This window comes from Enterobacter cloacae complex sp. 6730903, assembly GCF_048283985.1.
Taxonomy (GTDB): Bacteria; Pseudomonadota; Gammaproteobacteria; order Enterobacterales; family Enterobacteriaceae; genus Enterobacter; species Enterobacter hormaechei_C.
In genome coordinates this window covers 19,988-41,466 of sequence record NZ_JBLVXX010000020.1, presented here as the reverse complement: position 1 = coordinate 41,466, position 21,479 = coordinate 19,988, and the positions used below count along the sequence as shown (strand labels likewise).

Annotated in this window: 19 protein-coding genes; 2 read left to right on the top strand and 17 right to left on the bottom strand. The window is 56.2% G+C overall.

What is annotated here, in order from left to right; translation table 11 throughout:
* Nucleotides 1–74: 74 nt before the first annotated feature.
* The 3 genes from menF to ACNQ0W_RS12660 form a co-directional block, all read right to left on the bottom strand.
* A complete protein-coding gene (gene menF, locus ACNQ0W_RS12670; protein ID WP_062932734.1) occupies nucleotides 75–1,370 on the bottom strand; it encodes an isochorismate synthase MenF in 1,296 nt (431 codons plus the stop codon).
* 86 nt (nucleotides 1,371–1,456) lie between these two features.
* Nucleotides 1,457–1,762 (bottom strand): stress response protein ElaB, encoded by a 306-nt coding sequence (gene elaB / locus ACNQ0W_RS12665; protein WP_017693006.1) that lies wholly within the window; start codon nucleotides 1,760–1,762, stop codon nucleotides 1,457–1,459.
* A gap of 50 nt (nucleotides 1,763–1,812) precedes the next feature.
* A complete protein-coding gene (locus ACNQ0W_RS12660; protein ID WP_062932733.1) occupies nucleotides 1,813–2,277 on the bottom strand; it encodes a GNAT family N-acetyltransferase in 465 nt (154 codons plus the stop codon).
* 71 nt (nucleotides 2,278–2,348) lie between these two features.
* Here ACNQ0W_RS12660 and rbn point away from each other — a divergent pair, with 71 nt between their 5' ends.
* Nucleotides 2,349–3,266: a ribonuclease BN gene (gene rbn / locus ACNQ0W_RS12655; RefSeq protein WP_003859463.1), complete on the top strand. Its 918-nt coding sequence runs from the start codon at nucleotides 2,349–2,351 to the stop codon at nucleotides 3,264–3,266.
* Nucleotides 3,267–3,330: 64 nt separating this feature from the next.
* The gene (locus tag ACNQ0W_RS12650) at nucleotides 3,331–4,335 is read left to right on the top strand and encodes a chemotaxis protein (RefSeq protein WP_062932732.1); all 1,005 of its coding nucleotides are present in this window, start codon (nucleotides 3,331–3,333) and stop codon (nucleotides 4,333–4,335) included.
* A 105-nt stretch (nucleotides 4,336–4,440) separates the two neighbouring features.
* Here the strand turns inward: ACNQ0W_RS12650 and nuoN are convergent, their stop codons facing one another.
* The 14 genes from nuoN to lrhA form a co-directional block, all read right to left on the bottom strand.
* Complete coding sequence (nuoN, locus tag ACNQ0W_RS12645) at nucleotides 4,441–5,898, bottom strand: NADH-quinone oxidoreductase subunit NuoN (protein ID WP_062932731.1); 1,458 nt, start codon at nucleotides 5,896–5,898, stop codon at nucleotides 4,441–4,443.
* Between the two features lie 6 nt (nucleotides 5,899–5,904).
* Complete coding sequence (gene nuoM, locus ACNQ0W_RS12640) at nucleotides 5,905–7,434, bottom strand: NADH-quinone oxidoreductase subunit M (RefSeq protein WP_003861498.1); 1,530 nt, start codon at nucleotides 7,432–7,434, stop codon at nucleotides 5,905–5,907.
* A 76-nt stretch (nucleotides 7,435–7,510) separates the two neighbouring features.
* Entirely contained in the window at nucleotides 7,511–9,352 is a 1,842-nt protein-coding gene (gene nuoL / locus ACNQ0W_RS12635) for an NADH-quinone oxidoreductase subunit L (protein WP_090278931.1), read from the bottom strand.
* Nucleotides 9,349–9,651, bottom strand: a complete 303-nt coding sequence (gene nuoK, locus ACNQ0W_RS12630; RefSeq protein ID WP_003861496.1) for an NADH-quinone oxidoreductase subunit NuoK — start codon at nucleotides 9,649–9,651, stop codon at nucleotides 9,349–9,351. The genes nuoL and nuoK overlap by 4 nt, the downstream gene beginning before the upstream one ends.
* Nucleotides 9,648–10,202, bottom strand: coding sequence for an NADH-quinone oxidoreductase subunit J (gene nuoJ, locus ACNQ0W_RS12625; protein WP_006811379.1), 555 nt, complete (start codon nucleotides 10,200–10,202; stop codon nucleotides 9,648–9,650). Before nuoJ ends, nuoK begins: the two co-directional genes overlap by 4 nt.
* 10 nt (nucleotides 10,203–10,212) lie before the next feature.
* Complete coding sequence (gene nuoI / locus ACNQ0W_RS12620) at nucleotides 10,213–10,755, bottom strand: NADH-quinone oxidoreductase subunit NuoI (RefSeq protein ID WP_003861491.1); 543 nt, start codon at nucleotides 10,753–10,755, stop codon at nucleotides 10,213–10,215.
* A 14-nt stretch (nucleotides 10,756–10,769) separates the two neighbouring features.
* Nucleotides 10,770–11,747: an NADH-quinone oxidoreductase subunit NuoH gene (gene nuoH, locus ACNQ0W_RS12615; protein WP_003861490.1), complete on the bottom strand. Its 978-nt coding sequence runs from the start codon at nucleotides 11,745–11,747 to the stop codon at nucleotides 10,770–10,772.
* A complete protein-coding gene (nuoG, locus tag ACNQ0W_RS12610; protein WP_047717178.1) occupies nucleotides 11,744–14,467 on the bottom strand; it encodes an NADH-quinone oxidoreductase subunit NuoG in 2,724 nt (907 codons plus the stop codon). Before nuoG ends, nuoH begins: the two co-directional genes overlap by 4 nt.
* 54 nt (nucleotides 14,468–14,521) lie before the next feature.
* Entirely contained in the window at nucleotides 14,522–15,859 is a 1,338-nt protein-coding gene (nuoF, locus tag ACNQ0W_RS12605) for an NADH-quinone oxidoreductase subunit NuoF (protein WP_003861487.1), read from the bottom strand.
* A complete protein-coding gene (gene nuoE / locus ACNQ0W_RS12600; RefSeq protein WP_006176513.1) occupies nucleotides 15,856–16,356 on the bottom strand; it encodes an NADH-quinone oxidoreductase subunit NuoE in 501 nt (166 codons plus the stop codon). Before nuoE ends, nuoF begins: the two co-directional genes overlap by 4 nt.
* A 2-nt stretch (nucleotides 16,357–16,358) precedes the next feature.
* Complete coding sequence (nuoC, locus tag ACNQ0W_RS12595) at nucleotides 16,359–18,161, bottom strand: NADH-quinone oxidoreductase subunit C/D (protein WP_003861484.1); 1,803 nt, start codon at nucleotides 18,159–18,161, stop codon at nucleotides 16,359–16,361.
* A gap of 89 nt (nucleotides 18,162–18,250) precedes the next feature.
* Nucleotides 18,251–18,925, bottom strand: coding sequence for an NADH-quinone oxidoreductase subunit NuoB (nuoB, locus tag ACNQ0W_RS12590; RefSeq protein ID WP_003861482.1), 675 nt, complete (start codon nucleotides 18,923–18,925; stop codon nucleotides 18,251–18,253).
* Nucleotides 18,926–18,940: 15 nt separating this feature from the next.
* Entirely contained in the window at nucleotides 18,941–19,381 is a 441-nt protein-coding gene (nuoA, locus tag ACNQ0W_RS12585) for an NADH-quinone oxidoreductase subunit NuoA (protein WP_062932729.1), read from the bottom strand.
* A gap of 631 nt (nucleotides 19,382–20,012) precedes the next feature.
* Nucleotides 20,013–20,951, bottom strand: coding sequence for a transcriptional regulator LrhA (lrhA, locus tag ACNQ0W_RS12580; RefSeq protein ID WP_017693002.1), 939 nt, complete (start codon nucleotides 20,949–20,951; stop codon nucleotides 20,013–20,015).
* Nucleotides 20,952–21,479 lie beyond the last annotated feature (528 nt).

Genomic DNA, 21,479 nt, shown 5'->3' with positions numbered 1-21,479 from the left:
TCAAGAATGCGACACAGTATAAATAATAGAAAAAGTCAGAATTTTGATATGAATCGGGATTGCACGAATCAGTATTAATCCCTCAGGAGAAGGGAACGCAGCCCGGCGGCCTTGTTCTCGATCTCCTGCCACTCCTGCTCCGGATCGGAGCCGCTGACGATGCCCGCCCCCGCATAAAGACGCAGCGCAGCGTCGTGAATGCGGGCGGAGCGTAATGCCACGCAGAATTCGCTTTGTTCGCGCGATAAATAGCCCGCCGATCCGGCGTACCACTCCCGGTCAAACGGCTCCACTTTCGCAATAAATTCTCGCGCCGCCTGTCGCGGCAGCCCGGCCACCGCCGCCGTCGGTTGCAGAATATGCAGGCACTGCTCGTCGTCAGGCTGTTTAAGTTCGGTCCAGATACAGCGACGTAAATGCTGCACCTTGCGCAGACGCAGCACCTGCGCAGGCAGGATCTCCAGCGTCCGGGTATGGTGCTGAAGACGCTGGCAGATATCTTCCACCACCAGCATATTTTCCCGCTGATTTTTGTCGTCGTTCATCAGCCAGTCGCCCAGACGCTGGGCCTGCTTATCGTCAGAATGGCTGGCCACGGTGCCTGCCAGCGCTTCAGTACGCAGCAGCGTGCCGCGTCGCCGCCACAGGCGCTCGGGCGTCGAGCCGAGGAACGCGTTGCTGGCGTCAAAGACCATACAAAAATGATAGCAGTTGAGGTTTAGCGCGCGGCTGGCAGCCATCAGCGCGATGGCGTTCACGGGCTGCTGGCACTGCACATCGGTGGCACGTGCGAGCACCACTTTCTCAAAATCGCCGCGAGCAAGGGTATCCGTTGCCTGGCGAATCAACGCCAGCCATTCCGGTTTTTCCGGATGATGGGTTTCCTTCACAATCTGCACGGACAACGGGCGGATCGGCGCGGCATCGCGCAGCTTATCGACAAAATTCAGCGCCTCACGGCCATCTTCCCGCAGCGACGTTTCGCTCCACAGTTGCAGACGCAGCGTGGCGACCCCGGCAGACCGTCGCCAGAGAAGGCGCGGTAAAAACAGCTTGCCCTGCGCCGGATTGAAGGCGTTCAGGCCGCAGATACGGGTGTCATTGGCTACGTCGTGGGTGTGCAAAAACCGTGAGGCCGAAGCCAGAGAATCAAACTGGGCGAGGCTTCCGAGCGCGGCAAGTTCTTCATCGCCGCTGCGCTGTTGCCAGTAAAACTGAGGATAGCATCGCTGCACGCCCAGCCAGGCCAGCGGATCGAAGGCGTCGTTTAACGGGAAAGAGACATCGAAATGGCGTAAACCGGGTGTAGCAGGCAATGCTTGCGCAAGCTGAGTGCGCAGGCTTTGCAGCGCGAGGAAAATCGAGTGCACGCGAACCTCTCCCTGTTAAAGCCTTATATTATACGGGGTACTGACAATAAATAGCAGTACCCACGTGTAGGGAGTGGTTTACCGGCTTAACGACGGGCTAACAGCAGACCCAGCACCAGCCCTACGGCCGCACCGACCCCAATGCCCTGCCACGGTTTTTCATGCACATAATCGTCGGCACGATAAACCGCCTGTTTGGCGCGGTAGTAGTAATTGTCGGAGGCGTTACTGACGCGGTTTTTCACGTCATGCAGCGCCTGCTCGGCGCGGGCTTTTAGCTCAATGTACTTCTGATCGGCAGGATCGCCTGAAGAGCGCAGCACTTCTTCCAGCGTTTCGCTTAGCAGCGTCAGGTCGTCGTCGACTCGGGTATCCCAGGATTGAAATGACATATTTTTCTCCATGTTAGTACACCAGTCCGGTAACTATAGACAACGTCTTGCTATTGCGCCTGTTTCGCTTCGCGCGCCATGCCGATGTGTGGGATGCCGTCTTCGTCGTAAATGTCCGTGACCGGGGTAAAACCAAAATGGCCATAGAATGATTGCAAATGCGCCTGCGCGCCCAGGTATAACGCCTTGTCCGGCCACTGTTTCTGGCATGCGTCCAGCGCTTTTTCCATCAGCTGATAGCCCAGCTTTTCACCGCGCGCGCGGCCGCTGATAATAACGCGCCCAATGACGACAGGGTCAAAATCCTCTTCGCTTTTCAGAATCCTCGCATACGCCACCAGCTCGTTATCGCGCCAGCCGAGGATGTGCCGGTTCTCGCCGACCAGGTCATCACCGTCGATATCCTGATACGGGCAGGTTTGTTCAACCACAAAGACTTCGCAGCGCAGTTTGAGCAGGGCATAGAGTGATTGCACGGTCAGTTCGCTGTGGTGTAGATCTTGCCACTGGATCATGTGTTTCTCCTTCCTGGGGTTCATCACGTTATACTAAACCCCTTCCCATTCGGCAAAGGGCTGATTGCGTTATGGAACTGATTTTTCTGGGTACGTCCGCCGGGGTGCCAACCCGCTCACGAAACGTGACGGCGATTCTGCTGGATCTTAAGCATCCTACCCGCGGTGGGCTGTGGCTGTTTGACTGCGGCGAGGGTACGCAACATCAGCTGCTGCATACCTCCTACCACCCGGGGAAAGTGGATAAAATATTTATCACCCATCTGCACGGCGACCATCTGTTTGGCCTGCCGGGCCTGCTGTGCAGCCGTTCGATGGCCGGTAACGCTAACCCGCTGACCATTTATGGCCCCGCGGGTATTCAGGAATTCGTTGAAACCACGCTGCGCCTGAGCGGCTCGTGGACCGATTATCCGCTGGAGGTGGTGGAGATCGGCGAGGGTCTGGTGTTCGATGACGGAGATTACCAGGTGCGCGCTTACCCGCTTAACCATCCGGTGGAATGCTACGGCTATCGCGTTGAGGAGCATGACAAGCCCGGGGCGCTGAACGCCGCCGCGTTGCAGGCCGATGGGGTGAAACCCGGCCCGCTGTTCCAGCGTCTGAAGCACGGCGAGACCGTCACGCTGGAAGACGGGCGCGTCATCAACGGTCAGGATTACCTCGCCCCACCGCAGCCGGGCAAAAAACTGGCTATTTTTGGGGATACCGCCCCCTGCCCTTCGGCGCTCAGGCTTGCCGGGGGTGTGGATGTGATGGTGCATGAGGCGACGCTGGAAGCGGCGATGGAAGAAAAAGCCAACAGCCGGGGGCACAGCTCTACGCGTCAGGCGGCGCAGCTGGCACGTGAGGCTGGCGTCCGGAAACTGATTGTTACTCACGTCAGCTCACGCTATGACGTCCGCGGCGCTGAAAGCCTGCTGGCAGAGTGCCGGGAAGTATTTCCGGCATGCGAGCTGGCGGAAGATTTTGCTCAGGTCAGCGTTTAGTCCTTCATTTTTCCCTCAGCGTGCCGATAACGATTAAAAGGCCAGCATTTCTCTTGAGGGTAGAATGGATAATTTCCAGAAAGATATTGATGACAGGGCGAACCTGACCCTGTCCAACCGTTTTGAACTGTTGCTGTTCCGTCTTGGCACCTCTCTGAACGAAAATAAATCCGAGCTGTTCGGCATCAACGTGTTCAAATTGCGCGAAATTGTGCCGATGCCGACCTTCACCAAACCGGCGGGAATGAAGTCTCCGCTGATGGGGATGGTGAACATTCGCGACCAGGTGATCCCGGTGATCGATCTGGCCGCCGTCGCCGGCTGCAAACCTGCCACCGGGCTGAACATTTTGCTGATTACCGAATATGCCCGCAGCGTGCAGGCGTTTGCCGTGGAATCAGTGGAAAACATCATGCGTCTGGACTGGAAGCAGGTGCACGCCGCGGAAACCGCCGTCAGCGGTCGCTACATCACCAGCATTGCCTGTCTGGACGAGAAGACCGATACCAACGATCTGGCGATGGTGCTGGACGTGGAGCAGATCCTGTATGACATCACCCCGGCGAACCACGATCTGCACGCCACCCATCTGGAAACCACCAAATTCAACATCAAGCCTGGCTCTGTCGCGATTGTTGCAGAAGATTCGAAAGTGGCGCGCTCAATGCTGGAGAAGGGATTGCAGGCGATGGAGATCCCGGCTCAGCTGCATATCACCGGCAAAGACGCGTGGGAGAAAATTGGCGTGCTGGCGGCACAGGCGCAGGCTGAGGGCGTGCCGATCACCGATAAGATCGCGCTGGTGCTGACCGACCTCGAAATGCCAGAGATGGACGGCTTTACGCTGACGCGCAAAATCAAAACCGATCCTTTCCTGAAAGATATTCCGGTGGTGATCCACTCGTCCCTGTCCGGCAACGCGAACGAAGACCATATTCGCAAGGTGAAGGCGGACGGCTATGTGGCGAAGTTTGAGCTGAATGAGCTGTCGTCGGTAATTGAAGAGGTGCTGGACCGCTCGATGAAGAAGATTGACGGGCCGTTGATTAGCCGCAAGCAGCTGGCTTAGTCGGGTGGCGCTACGCTTACCCGACCTACAAGACCCGTAGGCCCTGCAAGCGTAGCGCCGCTGGGCAATAAAAAAGGCAACTTTCGTTGCCTTTTTGCTTTCACCTTACATCAGCGGCATCGCGCGCTGCACAATCTCAATCAGCGGCTGCGGATAGATACCGAAGATCAGCACCAGCAGCGCGGAGATGAGCACCACAATACCGCCAGCGCTGTACTGCCAGTTGGTTGGGGCATCACGGTTGAGCTGCTGAGGCGCGCTCAGGTACAGGCTCACCGCTACGCGCAGGTAGTAGTAGAGACCAATCGCGGAGCCGATAACGACACCCGCCGTCAGCCACCACAGACCCGCCTGCACACCGACGGCCAGCACGTAGAACTTACCGATAAAGCCCAGCGTCATCGGGATACCCGCCAGAGAGAGCATCATCACGGTCATTACCGCAGACAGAATCGGACGGTGCCAGAACAGGCCACGGTAGGAGAACAGGGAATCTGCATCCGGGCCACGGTACGGGCTGGACATCAGGCTCACCACGCCGAAGGCGCCGAGGCTGCTGAACAGGTAACCGGCCAGATATACACCCACGGTTTCCATCGACATCTCACCGGTTTGCAGCGCAATCAGCGCCACCAGCAGGTAGCCCAGATGGGAGATAGAGGAGTAGCCCAGCAGACGCTTGATGTTGGTCTGGCTCAGCGCCATCAGGTTACCGAAGATGATGGACACGAACGCGATAATACCCAGCACCACGCGAACCGCTTCGCTGTCGCCCACCGGGGCGTACAGGAACAGACGCATGACCACACCGAAGATAGCGATTTTGCTCGCCGTCGCCAGGAAGGTAGAGACCGGCGCAGGCGCACCCTGGTAGACGTCTGGCGTCCACAGGTGGAACGGAACCAGAGAGAGTTTAAAGCCAAGGCCAACAATCATCATGCCCAGACCCGCCAGCAGCAGCGGCTCATGCATCATGCCGTCGCCGAGGCTCTTACCGAGCGCCATGAAGGAGAGATTACCCGTCTGTGCGTAAAGCAGCGCGATACCGAACAGCAGGAACGACGACGCGGCAGCAGACAGGATCGTGTACTTGATACTCGCTTCCAGAGAGCGCTTCTGACGGAAGGCGTAACCAATCAGGCCGAACAGCGGCAGTGAGATCAGCTCAATACCGAGGAACAGCGCGGCCAGGTGGTTCGCGTTCGCCAGCAGAATGCCGCCCAGTGCGGCAATCAGTACCAGCAGGTAAAACTCTTCTTTGTTGTCGTTGTACCCTTCGAGCCACGGGTACGCAAAGGTACAGGTTGCCAGGCTCGCCAGCAGCACCAGACCGGTGTAGAGCATGGCGTAACCGTCAACGCGCATCAGCGGCGTGACGTCCATCGCTCCCGCCTGGCCAACAAACCAGAGGGAGACTAACGCAGCGTTCAGACCCAGAACGGACAGGGTCGCATTCAGGAAGTGATTGCGTCGCCACGCAATGGAGAGCATCACAACCACCACCGTCAATCCGACGATCAGCAGCGGTAGCAGCGCGATCAGTTGTTGTGGAGTTATTGTCATGGCGAATTACGGCCTTGTAGTAGAAGCAGAATTAACAAACCACTGCTGGATGTTACCCATCGCGGAGTGCGAGGTATCCAGAATCGGCTGCGGATAGAAGCCCAACAGCACCAGCAGTACGACCAGCAGCAGGATGATGAACAGCTCACGCAGCGACATCCCCGGCAGTTCTTGTGCAGCAATTTCACTCTTCGCCTTACCGAAGTAAGCGCGGTGCAGCATCGCCAGCGAGTACACGGAGGCAAATACCAGACCAAAGGTGGAGATGACGGTGATCGTCGGTACCACGTTGAAGCTGCCGAACAGGATCATAAACTCGCCGACGAAGTTACCGGTACCCGGCATACCCAGAGTCGCCACCGCGAAGAACATGGAGAGCGCTGGCAGCCATTTCATTTTGCCCCACAGACCGCCCATCATACGCATGTCGCGGGTATGCAGACGTTCATACAGCTGACCACACAGGATGAAGAGACCGGCAGCAGACAGGCCGTGCGCAATCATCTGGATCACCGCCCCCTGGTACGCCAGCTGGCTGCCGGTGTAGATGGCAATCAGCACGAAGCCCATGTGGGAAACGGAGGTGTAGGCAATCAGACGTTTGATGTCGTACTGCGTGAAGGCCATCCATGCACCGTAGAAGATACCGATCACGCCAAGCCACATGGCAATCGGCGCGAACTCTGCGGAGGCGTTCGGGAACAGCGGCAGGGAGAAACGCAGCAGACCGTAGGCCGCCGTTTTCAGCAAGATACCCGCCAGGTCAACGGAACCCGCCGTTGGCGCCTGAGAGTGCGCGTCCGGCAGCCAGCCGTGCAGCGGTACGACCGGCATTTTCACCGCGAAGGCGATGAAGAAGCCGAGCATCAGCAGGTATTCCACACCGTGAGACATCGGGGTCTTCAGCAGGTCTTCGTAGTTGAAGGTCCACACGCCGGTCGCATTGTAATGCACAAATACCAGCGCCAGGATGGCAATCAACATCACCAGACCACTCGCCTGGGTGTAGATGAAGAACTTGGTGGCCGCCGTGATACGCGTTTTACCGTCGGATGCCTTGTGGCCCCACAGCGCGATCAGGAAGTACATCGGCACCAGCATCATCTCCCAGAAGAAGAAGAACAGGAACATGTCGATGGCCAGGAACACGCCGATTACGCCGCCCAGGATCCACATCAGGTTCAGGTGGAAGAAGCCCTGATATTTTTCGATTTCTCGCCAGGAGCAGAGTACCGCCAGAACGCCGAGCAGACCGGTCAGTACCACCATCAGCAGCGACAGACCGTCAATCGCGAGGTGGATCGTGATACCGAAACGTGGGATCCACGGCAGAATGAACTCAGACTGCCACTGCGGAAGGCCCGCAGACTGGGTCAGTGAGTAGCCACCCTGCAACCACAGTTGCAGACCAAGCGCGAGCGTCAATCCCATGGTGATCAGCGCGATCCAGCGCGGCATCTTCACGCCAAAGCGTTCAGTCTGCCAGCACAGGAAGCCGCCGATGAAGGGAATTAATATTAGCCAGGGTAGTAACATGGCGATTTACATTCCTTTTTAAGGCCCCCAGCAGGGGCCTGATTTTCAACGAATTCGAATAAAATTCACTTAACGATCAACGCAACACCATCAGCAGCGCCAGTACGACAACCGCACCGATGCTCATGGACGCCACATACCAGCGCAGATAACCGTTCTCGCTGAACAGCAGGCCTTTACCTGCAAAGCGAGAGAGGATCGCCGGGATATTCATCAGGCTGTTCAGTGGATCGCGCTTCAGCAGCCACGCAATGCCCAGGAACGGCTTCACGAAGATCATGTCGTACAGCCAGTCGAAGCCCCATGCGTTGTACCACCAGGTGCCCAGCAGACGGCCCGGCGCGCTGTTGGCAACGGCAGTCACCAGCGTGCGTTTGCCCAGCCACAGCCATGCGGCAATCAGGATGCCCGCGATAGCCACAACGCCGGAGGTGATTTCAAGCGTCAGAACGCGACCGTGCTCAAGCTCGGTTGTTGCCGGCAGTACGCCCTGCAACGGTGGCACAATCATCGCGCCAACGAAGGTGGACAGGATCAGCAGCACAATCAGCGGCAGGTGGTGGGTAATCCCCTTCCCTGCGTGAGCGTGAATTTGTTCTTTACCGTGGAAGACGATGAAAATCATACGGAAGGTGTACAGGGAGGTCATAAACGCACCGACCAGACCCGCAACCATCAGATTGATATGACCATTCGCCATGGCGCCCGCCAGGATTTCGTCCTTACTGAAGAAGCCTGCGGTAATCAGCGGCAGTGCCGCCAGCGCCGCGCCGCCTACCAGGAAGCAGACATAAACCAGCGGGATGGACTTACGCAGTCCGCCCATTTTGAAGATGTTCTGCTCGTGGTGGCAGGCCAGGATCACCGAACCGGATGAGAGGAACAGCAGCGCTTTAAAGAACGCGTGCGTCATCAGGTGGAAAATGGCCGCGTCCCACGCCTGAACGCCCAGCGCCAGGAACATGTAACCAATCTGGCTCATGGTGGAGTATGCGAGCACGCGTTTGATGTCGGTCTGCACCAGCGCGGCAAAGCCTGCCAGCACCAGCGTAACCGCACCGACAATACCCACCAGATGCAGAATTTCCGGGGTCATCAGGAACAGGCCATGAGTACGCGCAATCAGGTAGACACCGGCGGTGACCATGGTCGCGGCGTGGATCAGCGCGGAGACAGGGGTTGGACCCGCCATCGCGTCGGCCAGCCATGTCTGCAACGGCAGCTGCGCGGATTTACCCACAGCGCCACCCAGCAGCATCAGCGTTGCCCACCACAGCATGTTGTTGCCTGCTTCGAAGTGCGCCGGCGCCAGTTCCACCATTTCGCGGAAGTTCAGCGTGCCCAGTTCGTTGTAGAGAATGAACAGCGCGAAAGCGAGGAACACGTCACCCACACGGGTCACGACGAACGCTTTCATGGCCGCTGCGCCATTCTTCGGATCGGTGTAGTAGAAACCGATCAGCAGGTAAGAGCACAGACCCACGCCTTCCCAGCCCAGATACATCAGCAGCAGGTTATCGGCCAGGACCAGGACCACCATGCTGGCGATAAACAAGTTGGTGTAGGCGAAGAAGCGGGAGTATCCCTCTTCACCGCGCATGTACCAGGAGGCGAACATGTGGATCAGGAAGCCGACGCCGGTGACCACGGAGAGCATGGTCAGAGACAGACCATCCAGCACCAGGTTGAAACCGATGTTGAAATTACCGACCGACATCCAGTTCCACAGCGGTACGCTGTAGGCCTGACGTCCATTGTTAAAGAAGTCGATACCCGCATACGCTGTGACCAGCGCAGCCAGGCCGATAGAGCCAATGCCCACGGTGGCAGACAGATTCTCAGACCAGCGGCCGCGAGAAAACGCCAGCAGCACGAAGCCAATCAGCGGAAAAATAATGGTTAAGGCAAGCATGTTCATCCACGCAACTCACTTACTGAATCGATGTTCAGGTTCTGGCGGCGACGATGGAGCTGTAGCAACAGCGCCAGGCCAATACTCGCTTCAGCAGCCGCGAGGCTGATGGCGAGAATGTACATCACCTGACCATCGGTCTGGCCCCAGTAGCTACCGGCGACCACAAAGGCCAGCGCAGAAGCGTTGATCATGATTTCCAGACCGATCAGCATAAACAGCAGATTGCGGCGGATAACCAGACCGGTTAAGCCCAGAACGAATAAAATCGCAGCGAGGATCAGTCCATGTGTTAAGGGGATCATGCGCGTTCCTCCGTTTTTCTTTTCGCGCGGTCGTCGGTGCGGTTGCTCAGCACCTCGCCAGCACGCTCTTCGCGGCCAACGTGGAAGGCCACAACCAGACCCGCCAGCAGCAGCATTGAGGCCAGCTCAACCGCCAGAACGTACGGACCAAACAGGGTAATACCCACGGCTTTCGCGCTGATTGGCGTCCCGTCGATACCCTGGTCGTTGACGCCCAGAATGGCGTAAACAATCACCGCCAGCATGATGGCCGACAAAATTGCCGGACCAATCCACACCTGCGGTTTTAACCACTGACGTTCCTGCTCAATTTCTGAGCCGCCCAGGTTGAGCATCATCACCACGAACACGAACAGCACCATGATGGCCCCGGCGTAGACGATGATTTCCAGCGCACCGGCGAAGTGCGCGCCCAGCGCAAAGAACACCCCGGAAATAGCCAGCAGCGAGATGATTAAATACAGCAGCGCATGCACCGGATTGGTGTGCGTGATCACTCGCAGCGTAGCCAGGATGGCGATAAGGCCACAGATATAAAAAGCGAATTCCATTGCCCTCTCCTTACGGTAACAGGCTCTTGACGTCGATAGGCTTAGCTTCGTTCTCTGCTTCGCCTTTATCTTTGCCGTCGATTGCCATACCCGCCATCCGGTAGAAGTTATATTCCGGGTATTTGCCCGGACCGGAAATCAGCAGATCCTCTTTCTCGTACACCAGATCCTGACGCTTGTACTCACCCAGCTCGAAGTCTGGAGTCAGCTGAATCGCCGTGGTTGGGCACGCTTCTTCACACAGACCGCAGAAGATGCAGCGTGAGAAGTTGATGCGGAAGAACTCAGGGTACCAGCGGCCGTCTACCGTCTCTGCTTTTTGCAGAGAGATACAGCCCACCGGACACGCTACCGCACACAGGTTACAGGCAACGCAACGCTCGGAACCGTCCGGGTCGCGCGTCAGCACGATACGTCCACGGTAGCGCGGCGGCAGATATACCGGCTCTTCCGGGTACATCCGGGTTTCGCGTTTGGCAAACGCATGCAGGCCGATCATCCAGATACTGCGTACCTGGGTGCCGAAACCTACCAATAATTCTTTTAAGGTCATGATCTCAAAGCCCCTTATGGCTGCTGCCAGAGAATGACAGCCGCCGTTACCAACAAGTTGACGAGCGTCAGCGGCAGGCACACTTTCCAGCCGAAGGACATTACCTGGTCATAACGCGGACGCGGTAACGCTGCGCGAATCAAAATGAACATCATCATGAAGAACGCGGTTTTCAGCGCGAACCAGATGAACGGCGGTAAGAACGGGCCATGCCAGCCACCAAAGAACAGCGTTACCATCAACGCGGAAATGGTGACGATACCGATGTACTCGCCCACGAAGAACAGACCGAACTTCATACCGGAATATTCAATGTGGTAACCGTCGGCCAGTTCCTGTTCGGCTTCTGGCTGGTCAAACGGGTGACGGTGACACACCGCCACGCCCGCGATGGCAAAGGTAATAAACCCAAAGAACTGCGGGATAACGTTCCAGATGTCGGCCTGGTTATTGACGATGTCGGTCATGTTAAATGAACCGGCCTGCGCCACCACGCCCATCAGGGAGAGACCCAGGAACACTTCGTAGCTCAGCGTCTGCGCGGAAGCACGCATCGCACCCAGCAGCGAGTATTTGTTGTTACTGGACCAGCCTGCGAACAGGACCGCGTAAACCGCGAGGCCTGCCATCATCAGGAAGAACAGAATGCCGATGTTCAGGTCAGCCACCACCCAGGTCGGGCTGACCGGAACTATAGCAAACGCCAGCAGCAGCGAGGTGAAGGCGATCATCGGCGCCAGCGTAAAGATCACGCGGTCCGAGAAGCGCGGAACCCAGTCCTCTTTAAAGAACATCTTGATCATGTCCGCGACCAGCTGGAGTGAACCACCCCAGCCCACGCGGTTCGGTCCGTAACGGTTCTGGAACAGACCGAGCAGACGACGTTCACCAAAGCTCATGAACGCGCCGCAGGTGACAACCACCAGCAGAATCACAACCGCTTTCAGAATGCTCAGCAGGATGTCGATAAGATCCGGCGTTAACCAACTCATGCTTTTGCCTCCTGAAGGTTATCAAGATGCGCACCCGCCAGGACCGGCGCGATGCCAGGCATACCCATCGGCAGACCCACCTGCCCTGCTGACAGGCGTTCAGAAATAATCAGCGGCAGGCTGATTGTCTGGCCGTCGTAGCTAAAGGCAATGTTCGCACCCGCGTTAACGCCAAGCTTCGCGGCATCCGCCGGGTTGAGCTTGATGTACGGCTGCGGCATACGCTGCTGGAATACCGGAGAACGCTGGGATAGCTCGTCGCTACCGAACAGATGGTAGTACGGTGCAATACGCCAGTGACCTTCCTGCGCCTGGAAGCTCGCCGGAACGGTGGTGAAGAAGTCCAGACCGGTTTCGGAGGCTTCAATCAGACGCACGCCCGGATCGCCGTGGCGCAGGTGACCACCCACTTCAGCCTGGAACTTGTTCCATGCCTGCGGGGAGTTCCAGCCCGGTGCCCATGCAAACGGGATTTGCGAACGCGGCGCAGACGGCTGGTTGTTCCCTTCCATCGAGAAGGCAAACATGGTGTCTTTATCCTGCGGCTGTCGCGGTTCGTGCACGCTGATGTTGGCGCGCATCGCGGTACGACCGCTGTAGCGGTGCGGCTCACGCGCCAGTTTCTGGCCGCGAATGCGGAAGCTTGCGTCAGGCGCGGCGTCTTTAATGCCCGCCAGCTGAGGCAGTTTCTCAACAACCGCGTCGATAACGTGGTCGAGCTGCGTCCAGTCCACTTCACGGCTCTGCACGGTGCTGTGCAGAGAGTGCAGCCAGCGCCAGCTTTCCAGCATCACGGTGTTGCTGTCGTAGTAGGCCGGGTCATAAACCTGGAAGAAACGCTGGGCGCGGCCTTCGTTGTTGATCACCGTCCCGTCGCTTTCTGCGAAGCTTGCCGCAGAAAGAACCAGGTGCGCTTTGTCCATGATCGCGGTGCGCTGATGGTCGATAACCATCACCAGCGGCGCTCTGGAGAGCGCGGCGTCAACGCGAGCGGCAGAAGCATGGCGATGCAGGTCGTTTTCCAGCACCACAACGGCGTCAGCGGCACCGGATTCCAGTTCGCTTAACGCGTCTTCCAGCGAGCCGCCGCCAATCATACCCAGACCGATGCTGTTCACCGCACGGGCAATCATGGTGACACCGACGTCAGCGCCGCGGCCCTTCAGGGCTTTGGCAACGTTCGCTGCGGCCTGAATGATTTCAGCGCTACCGGCGTTGGTACCGGAAATAATCAGCGGTTTCTTCGCCCCCGCCAGCGCCTGAACAATCACGTCGACCTTGTTTTGCAGGTCGCGATCCAGTTCAACGGCCGGCGAGTTGCTGTCCAGCGCGTGGGCAATGGCAAAGCCGAGGCGCGCCTGATCTTCAACCGGCGCGCAGTAGGTCCACGCGGCGATATCGTCCAGACGGGTGTTGTCGACGTTAGTCACAAACAGAGGATGCTTCGCGCGCTGACCAATGTTGAGGATTGCCGCAATCTGCCAGTCAGCCACTTTTTGCGCCGCTGCCATTTCACGTGCTTTACCTTTCACCGCCTGACGAACCGCCAGGGCCGCGCGTGCGCCGGTCTGCGTCAGGTCTTCACCCAGCACCAGAACCGCATCATAGGATTCGATTTCGCGCAACGCAGGCGTATGAATGCCGCCTTCACGCAGCACTTTCAGTACCAGCTGGAGACGTTCCTGCTCGCCCTGGGCGATACCGGTGTAGAAGTTTTCCGCCCCAACCAGCTCGCGCAGCGCGAAGTTGCTTTCGATGCTGGCGCGCGGGGAGCCGATGCCAATCACTTTCTTCGACTGACGCAGAATATCTGCCGCGCCCTGCATCGCCTGCTCAGCATTGAGGGTAATGACGTCATCGCCACGGCGCTGTACCGGCTGACGCGGACGGTCTTTCAGGTTCACATAGCCATAGCCGAAACGACCGCGGTCGCAGAGGAAGTAGTGGTTAACGGTACCGTTGTAACGGTTTTCGATACGACGCAGTTCGCCGTAACGTTCACCCGGGCTGGTGTTACAGCCGAGGGAGCATTGCTGGCAGATGCTTGGCGCAAATTGCATGTCCCATTTACGGTTGTAACGTTCAGAGTGGGTTTTATCCGTGAATACGCCAGTCGGACAGATTTCTACCAGGTTACCGGAGAATTCACTTTCCAGCGTACCGTCTTCCGGACGACCGAAGTAGACGTTGTCATGCGCGCCATATACGCCCAGATCCTGTCCGTCTGCATAATCTTTGTAGTAACGCACGCAGCGGTAGCAGGCGATGCAGCGGTTCATTTCGTGAGAGATGAACGGCCCCAGATCCTGGTTACGGTGGGTACGCTTGGTAAAGCGATAGCGACGGAAGCTGTGACCGGTCATGACGGTCATATCCTGAAGGTGGCAGTTACCGCCCTCCTCACACACCGGACAGTCGTGCGGGTGGTTGGTCATCAACCACTCCACCACGCTTTCACGGAACTGTTTGGCTTCTTCGTCATCAATCGAAATAAAGGTGCCTTCGGCGGCTGGCGTCATACAGGACATCACCAGGCGACCACGCGTGTCTTCCGCGTTTTGATATTGCTTCACCGCACACTGGCGGCAAGCACCGACGCTGCCCAGCGCCGGATGCCAGCAAAAGTACGGAATATCGAGGCCAAGAGACAGACAAGCTTCCAGCAGGTTGTCCGCCCCGTTGACTTCGTATTCTTTGCCGTCTACATGAATCGTAGCCATTAGCATGCTTCCAGTTGGCTCGGCCGAAACCGAGCGTTAATCAAAATTCTGTTTTTACCAGCGCGCTTTCAGCAGGTTCGGCTGAATACCATTGATCGAATGGGTATTGCTGAACGGCTGCTTGATGCCTGCTTCGAATTCGTCGCGGAAATATTTAATCGCGCTTTGCAGCGGCTCGACGGCGCCCGGTGCGTGGGCACAGAAGGTTTTACCTGGCCCTAAGAATCGACACAGTTGCTCAAGTGTCTCGATATCGCCAGGCTGGCCTTCGCCACGTTCGATAGCACGCAGGATCTTCACGCTCCACGGCAGACCATCACGGCACGGTGTACACCAGCCGCAGGACTCGCGGGCGAAGAACTCTTCCAGGTTACGCACCAGCGATACCATGCCGATCTCGTGGTCGACGGCCATCGCCAGCGCCGTACCCAGACGGCTGCCTGCTTTACCAATGCTTTCGAACTCCATGGGCAGGTCAAGGTGGGCTTCGGTCAGGAAGTCCGTCCCTGCCCCGCCCGGTTGCCAGGCTTTAAATTTCAGGCCATCGCGCATGCCACCGGCGTAGTCTTCAAGAATTTCGCGGGCGGTGGTACCGAACGGCAGTTCCCAGACGCCAGGATTTTTCACGCGACCGGAGAAGCCCATCAGCTTGGTACCGGCATCTTTGCTTGAGGAGATGCCCTGATACCACTCCACGCCGTTAGCGAGGATCGCCGGAACGTTACACAGGGTTTCAACGTTGTTGACGCAGGTCGGTTTACCCCATACGCCGGAGCTTGCCGGGAACGGTGGCTTGGAACGCGGGTTCGCACGGCGACCTTCCAGGGAGTTAATCAGCGCGGTTTCTTCACCGCAGATATAACGTCCGGCACCGGTGTGCACGAACAGCTCGAAGTCAAACCCGGTGCCCAGGATGTTTTTACCCAGCAGACCGGCTTCAGTGGCTTCGGCAATCGCGCGACGCAGGTTTTCAGCCGCTTCGATGTATTCACCGCGCAGGAAGATGTAGCCACGGTACGCTTTCAGCGCGAACGCGGAGATCAGCATGCCTTCCACCAGCAGGTGCGGCAGCTGTTCCATCAGCAGGCGGTCTTTATAGGTACCCGGCTCCATTTCATCGGCGTTACACAGCAGGTAACGGATGTTCATGGATTCATCTTTCGGCATCAGACTCCACTTCAGACCGGTGGAGAAGCCCGCGCCCCCGCGGCCTTTCAGGCCAGACTCTTTCACCGCGTTAACGATGTCGTCCGGCGCCATGCCGCCAAGGGCTTTACGCGCGCCGGCATAGCCGTTTTTGCTCTGATATTCGTCGAGCCAGACCGGCTGTTTGTCATCACGCAGACGCCAGGTCAGCGGATGCGTCTCAGCAGTACGAATTACAGTTTTCATTTGTACTGCTCCAGCAGGTCAGGAATCGCTTCCGGCGTCAGATGGCTGTGAGTGTCCTCATCAATCATCATGGTCGGCCCCTTGTCGCAGTTACCCAGGCAGCAGGTTGGCAGCAGGGTAAAGCGTCCGTCGAAGGTGGTCTGGCCCGGCTTGATATTGAGTTTCTTCTCAATCGCAGCCTGAATGCCCTGATAACCGGTGATGTGGCAGACCACGCTGTCACAGTAGCGGATCACATGGCGGCCTACCGGCTGACGGAAGATCTGGCTGTAGAACGTGGCTACGCCTTCTACGTCACTTGCCGGAATGCCCAGCACTTTTGCGATCTCGTAGATCGCCCCATCCGGCACCCAACCACGCTGTTTCTGTACGATTTTCAGCGCTTCAATGGACGCCGCACGCGGGTCTTCGTAGTGGTGCATCTCGTGCTCAATGGCGGCACGCTCTGCTTCACTCAGCTCAAAAGCCTCGGTTTGTGGTTGTTGATTCTCGTGCATAATTAGCGGTCCACATCTGACATAACAAAATCGATACTACCCAGATACACAATCAGGTCGGAGACCAGACTGCCGCGAATGGCGGCCGGGATCTGCTGCAAGTGTGCGAAGCTTGGCGTACGCACGCGGGTGCGGTAGCTCATGGTGCTGCCGTCGCTGGTGAGGTAGTAGCTGTTGATACCCTTGGTCGCTTCAATCATCTGGAAGGATTCCTGTGCCGGCATGACCGGGCCCCAGGAAACTTGCAGGAAGTGGGTGATCAGGGTTTCGATATGTTGCAGCGTGCGCTCTTTCGGTGGCGGCGTCGTCAGCGGGTGATCCGCCTTGAACGGGCCTTCCGGCATGTTGTTGAGGCACTGCTCAAGGATGCGCAGGCTCTGGCGCAGCTCTTCCACTTTCAGCATCACGCGGGTATAGCAGTCGGATACGCCGCCGCCAACCGGGACTTCAAAGTCGAAGTTCTCGTAACCAGAGTAAGGACGCGCTTTACGCACGTCGAAATCAATCCCGGTCGCACGCAGGCCAGCACCTGTGGTTCCCCACTCCAGCGCTTCTTTCGCGCCGTAGGCAGCAACGCCCTGAGAACGGCCTTTCAGGATGGAGTTACGCAGCGCGGCTTTCTCGTAAGACGCCAGACGTTTTGGCATCCAGTCGAGGAATTCACGCAGCAGACGGTCCCAGCCGCGCGGCAGATCGTGCGCCACACCGCCGATGCGGAACCAGGCCGGGTGCATACGGAAACCGGTAATCGCTTCCACCAGATCGTAGATTTTCTGACGGTCGGTAAAGGCGAAGAAGACCGGCGTCATCGCGCCAACGTCCTGAATGAACGTGGAGATGTACAGCAGGTGGCTGTTAATACGGAACAGTTCAGACAGCATTACGCGAATCACGTTAACGCGATCCGGGACGGTGATGCCTGCCAGCTTCTCAACGGCCAGCACGTATGGCATTTCGTTCACGCAGCCGCCGAGGTATTCGATACGGTCGGTGTACGGAATGTAGCTGTGCCAGGACTGACGCTCACCCATCTTCTCGGCACCACGGTGGTGGTAGCCGATGTCAGGGACGCAGTCGACAATTTCTTCACCGTCAAGCTGAAGGATAATACGGAATGCACCGTGCGCAGAGGGGTGGTTTGGACCGAGGTTGAGGAACATGAAGTCCTCGTTTTCGGTGCCGCGCTTCATGCCCCAGTCTTCCGGCTTGAAGGTCAGCGCTTCCATCTCCAGATCCTGCTTGGCTTTGGTCAGCTCAAACGGGTCGAATTCAGTGGCGCGTGCCGGGTAGTCTTTACGCAGCGGGTGGCCGGTCCAGGTCTGCGGCATCATGATGCGCGTCAGATGCGGGTGACCGTCGAAGGTCATGCCGAACATTTCCCAGGTTTCACGCTCGTACCAGTTGGCGTTCGGGAAAAGTTTGGTGATCGTCGGCAGATGCATGTCGTTTTCAGACAATGCCACCTTGAGCATGATATCCGTGTTGCGGTCTATTGAGATCAGGTGGTAGAAAACGGAAAAATCCGCAGCAGGGAGACCCTGGCGGTGCGTTCTCAGACGTTCGTCCATGCCGTGTAAGTCAAACAGCATGACGTAAGGTTTTGGCAATTTCTTGAGGAAATCGACAACTTCCAGTAATTGCTCACGCTTCACCCAAACAACGGGTACCCCGGTGCGGGTGGCCTGAACAGTAAAGGCATCCGGCCCAAAACGGTTGCGCAGTTCGCCAATGACGGGGTCATCGAGATGATCCCGGGTCTGCCAGGCGGCTTCTTGCGCGGTTAAGTCGGTCATATTGTTCACCATTGCAAATGGTCCGTGGTGACTGTTAAGCCTGGCTTCGCGCTATTTGAGTAGTGATATGCGAAGGTGTTCTCCAGGCCCACAGGCGCAAATTAAATTTCGTCAGGCGTACGCAGGTTGGTGACGGCAATACGTTCACCACGTTTACGCTCGCGCTCAGACTGCATGTTCGCGCGATAGACACCCTGATCGCCAACAACCCATGAAAGCGGGCGGCGTTCTTTACCAATTGACTCCTGGAGCAGCATCAGCGCCTGCATATAGGCCTCTGGACGCGGCGGGCAGCCCGGGATGTACACATCCACCGGAATGAACTTATCAACGCCCTGCACAACGGAATAAATGTCGTACATACCGCCGGAGTTTGCACATGCGCCCATGGAGATAACCCATTTTGGCTCCAGCATCTGGTCATAAAGACGCTGAATAACCGGTGCCATCTTGGTAAAGCAGGTCCCGGCCACCACCATCAGGTCAGCCTGACGTGGAGAAGCACGCAGTACCTCGGCCCCAAAACGCGCAACGTCATGCACCGCAGTGAATGACGTCACCATTTCAACGTAGCAGCAAGAAAGACCAAAGTTGTATGGCCAGATGGAGTTCTTACGACCCCAGTTGACCATGTCGTGCATGGCATGTTCGAGCTTGCCCATGTACACGCTTTTGTTGACTTCTTGCTCCAGGGGGTCGGTTACGATCTCCTGTTTTTGCAGGGGGTAACGGTCATTCTCACCGTTAGGATCTATGCGGGTGAGCGTATAATCCATCTTATTGCCTCGCTGTTACTGCTGACGATTAGAGATACTGTTTTCCGGGTTGATGTGCTCACGGCGTGAACGCACAGGTGTCCAGTCCAGCGCGCCAATACGCACCAGATAAACCAGACCGGCCAGTAACACTAAAATGAAAATTGCGGCCTCGACAAAGCCCACCCAACCACTTTCGCGAATGGAGATAGACCACGCGAAGAGGTAAAGCGCTTCCACGTCAAAAATGACGAAGAACATGGCTACCAGGTAGAACTTGGCAGACAGGCGTAAGCGAGCGGTACCTACTGAATCAATACCTGATTCGAAAGGTGTGTTTTTGTGCCTTGCGCGGGCGCGACCGCCCAGGAACCAGCCGCCGACTAACATCAGGCAGCACAGGCCAATGGCTACAATAAGAAAGATTGCGAATGCCCAGTGATGAGCGATGACTTCTGTGGATGTTGACATACTCATTGCTTACTCATCAAAAGTGATACCGACGACACTGCTCTTGCTGGCAGATGGGCATCACATCGATTCATGGGGAGGAACAAAATAACCTTACACTAACTGTCAGAAATGAGACATAGACAGCAAAATGATGGGGTTTTTTACTCCTTTCTATAACCTTTTGTCAACTTTAACAAAGGTTTCTTCACATTAAATTACAACGTGCGATTCTCGTTAACATTTGGTGCCCTTTAACCCTGGTGGGTACATGACTTTCCGTCAAATGCATCTTGTTGAATCGTGTCCGTTTTGGAAGTAAAAAAAATAACCCTCCTATTTTGACAGGATTTGCCAACGATTCCTCCCCCCAAATGGGAGTATTTTCTTGATCTGAGACACGCTTTTGTTAATTCAATCAAAAAAACAGCAACATATTTCCTGTTTTTTTAACATCGGCGGGGTATGAGGTAAGTTAGAACAGGTATTGTTTACATCTTAACCAAAAACATTTACTGCATTGATAAATAAGCGGTATTTGCTTTATCCCTGCTCCGTTCACGGTTATGAATAGCAAAAAAAACCACTCGCAGGAAAAAATCATGCGAGTGGCTCTTTTTTGCACTTACATTTTGTTACGAGAATTTTGAGGGAATGATCACTCAAAATCCCCTTCCACGATCAGGGAGTCGTCCCCTCCTTCGGGAGTAACAGGCGCGTACTGCCATGGATTGTGGTAGTTTTCCATTGCCTCGAACACCACTTTTGCCAGCTCGTTGTTGCTGGCGGCGTTATGGCACAGCAGGTACTCCGTATCCGGCAACGACGGGAGTCCCTCGGATTGACCCAGCACACGCAGATCGGGGCTCATCATCTCCACCGGACGGGCCGTTACGCCAAGCCCGGCCTTCACCGCCGCTCGCACTGCGGGCAAGGTTGACGCCACGTACGCCAGGCGCCATGGAATACCGGCTTCGTTGAGCGCAGCCAGCACCATATCGCGGAACGGACTCGGATCGTCCAGCAGGACCAGGGGTATCGGCTCACCTTTCTGCAATACATACTCCGCGGCACAGTACCAGTGCGTTGGAGAAGTACGCAGCGTCAGGCTGTCAAACTGGCCAGGTCGATGCGTGGTGACCACCAGGTCAACCTCGTTTTCTTTCAGCATCTCAACCATGAAAGCATTGCGTTTAACGCTAACGTCCAGGGCAAGCTTCGGATAAACCGAGCTAATTCGGTTGAGAAGGAAGGGTAAAATGGTATCTGCTGATTCATCTGACGCCCCTAATGTTAACACTCCCTGAAGGTTGCTAAACATTAATGACATACAGGCTTCATCATTAAAGCGCAGTATCTTTCTGGCATAACCCAGAAGCTGAATACCATGTTCTGTTAAAAGCTTATTACGTCCATGACGCGCAAAAAGCTCTTTACCAACCAGTTGTTCCAGCCGCTGCATTTGCTGACTCACGGCGGACTGGGTACGGCAAACGGCGGCAGCAGCTGCTGCAAAAGTGTTGAGATCGGCGACCGCAACAAACGTTCTCAGCAGATCGAGGTCGAGATTCATTATCGGACGATTTGCATTTATCATATCTTTTCACTTTCAGGTTGCTCGTGCGGAGCTGCCCGGGTTGAAGCTGTGTGTAACAGTTAAGCAATTCCTTCTGAAGAGTTTCCCTCGCATCCCGGCCCGGCAGACTGCCTGACAGATAGTTATTGTACTGCGGTATATCACCAGTCAGAAATCACGTTTCATGACGTTATTTTTATTCTCTTGCGTCCAGGATATTTCGTTGTTTGCAGGTCGATGTTAATACCATAAAGAGTAAGACATGTTTTCTGCCATCTATATCGCAGCGTTGGCAACGTAGCAAGATGTGACTTACCCAATCAGCCAGAGATAATTTTAACAATAACAATCGATTAATACAGGAAAGCAGTATCCGATATACGTAACAGGCCTATCGCTATGCTGCATTCCCGAAACACATCTTAACCCAAATCCACTATATTTATAAGTCTTATTGCAATATTAAGGATTTACCGCCAATGATAAGCAACTACACTCTTTTTATTAAAATTAACGAAAGTTGCATTTTCGTCGTTAATAATAAATAAA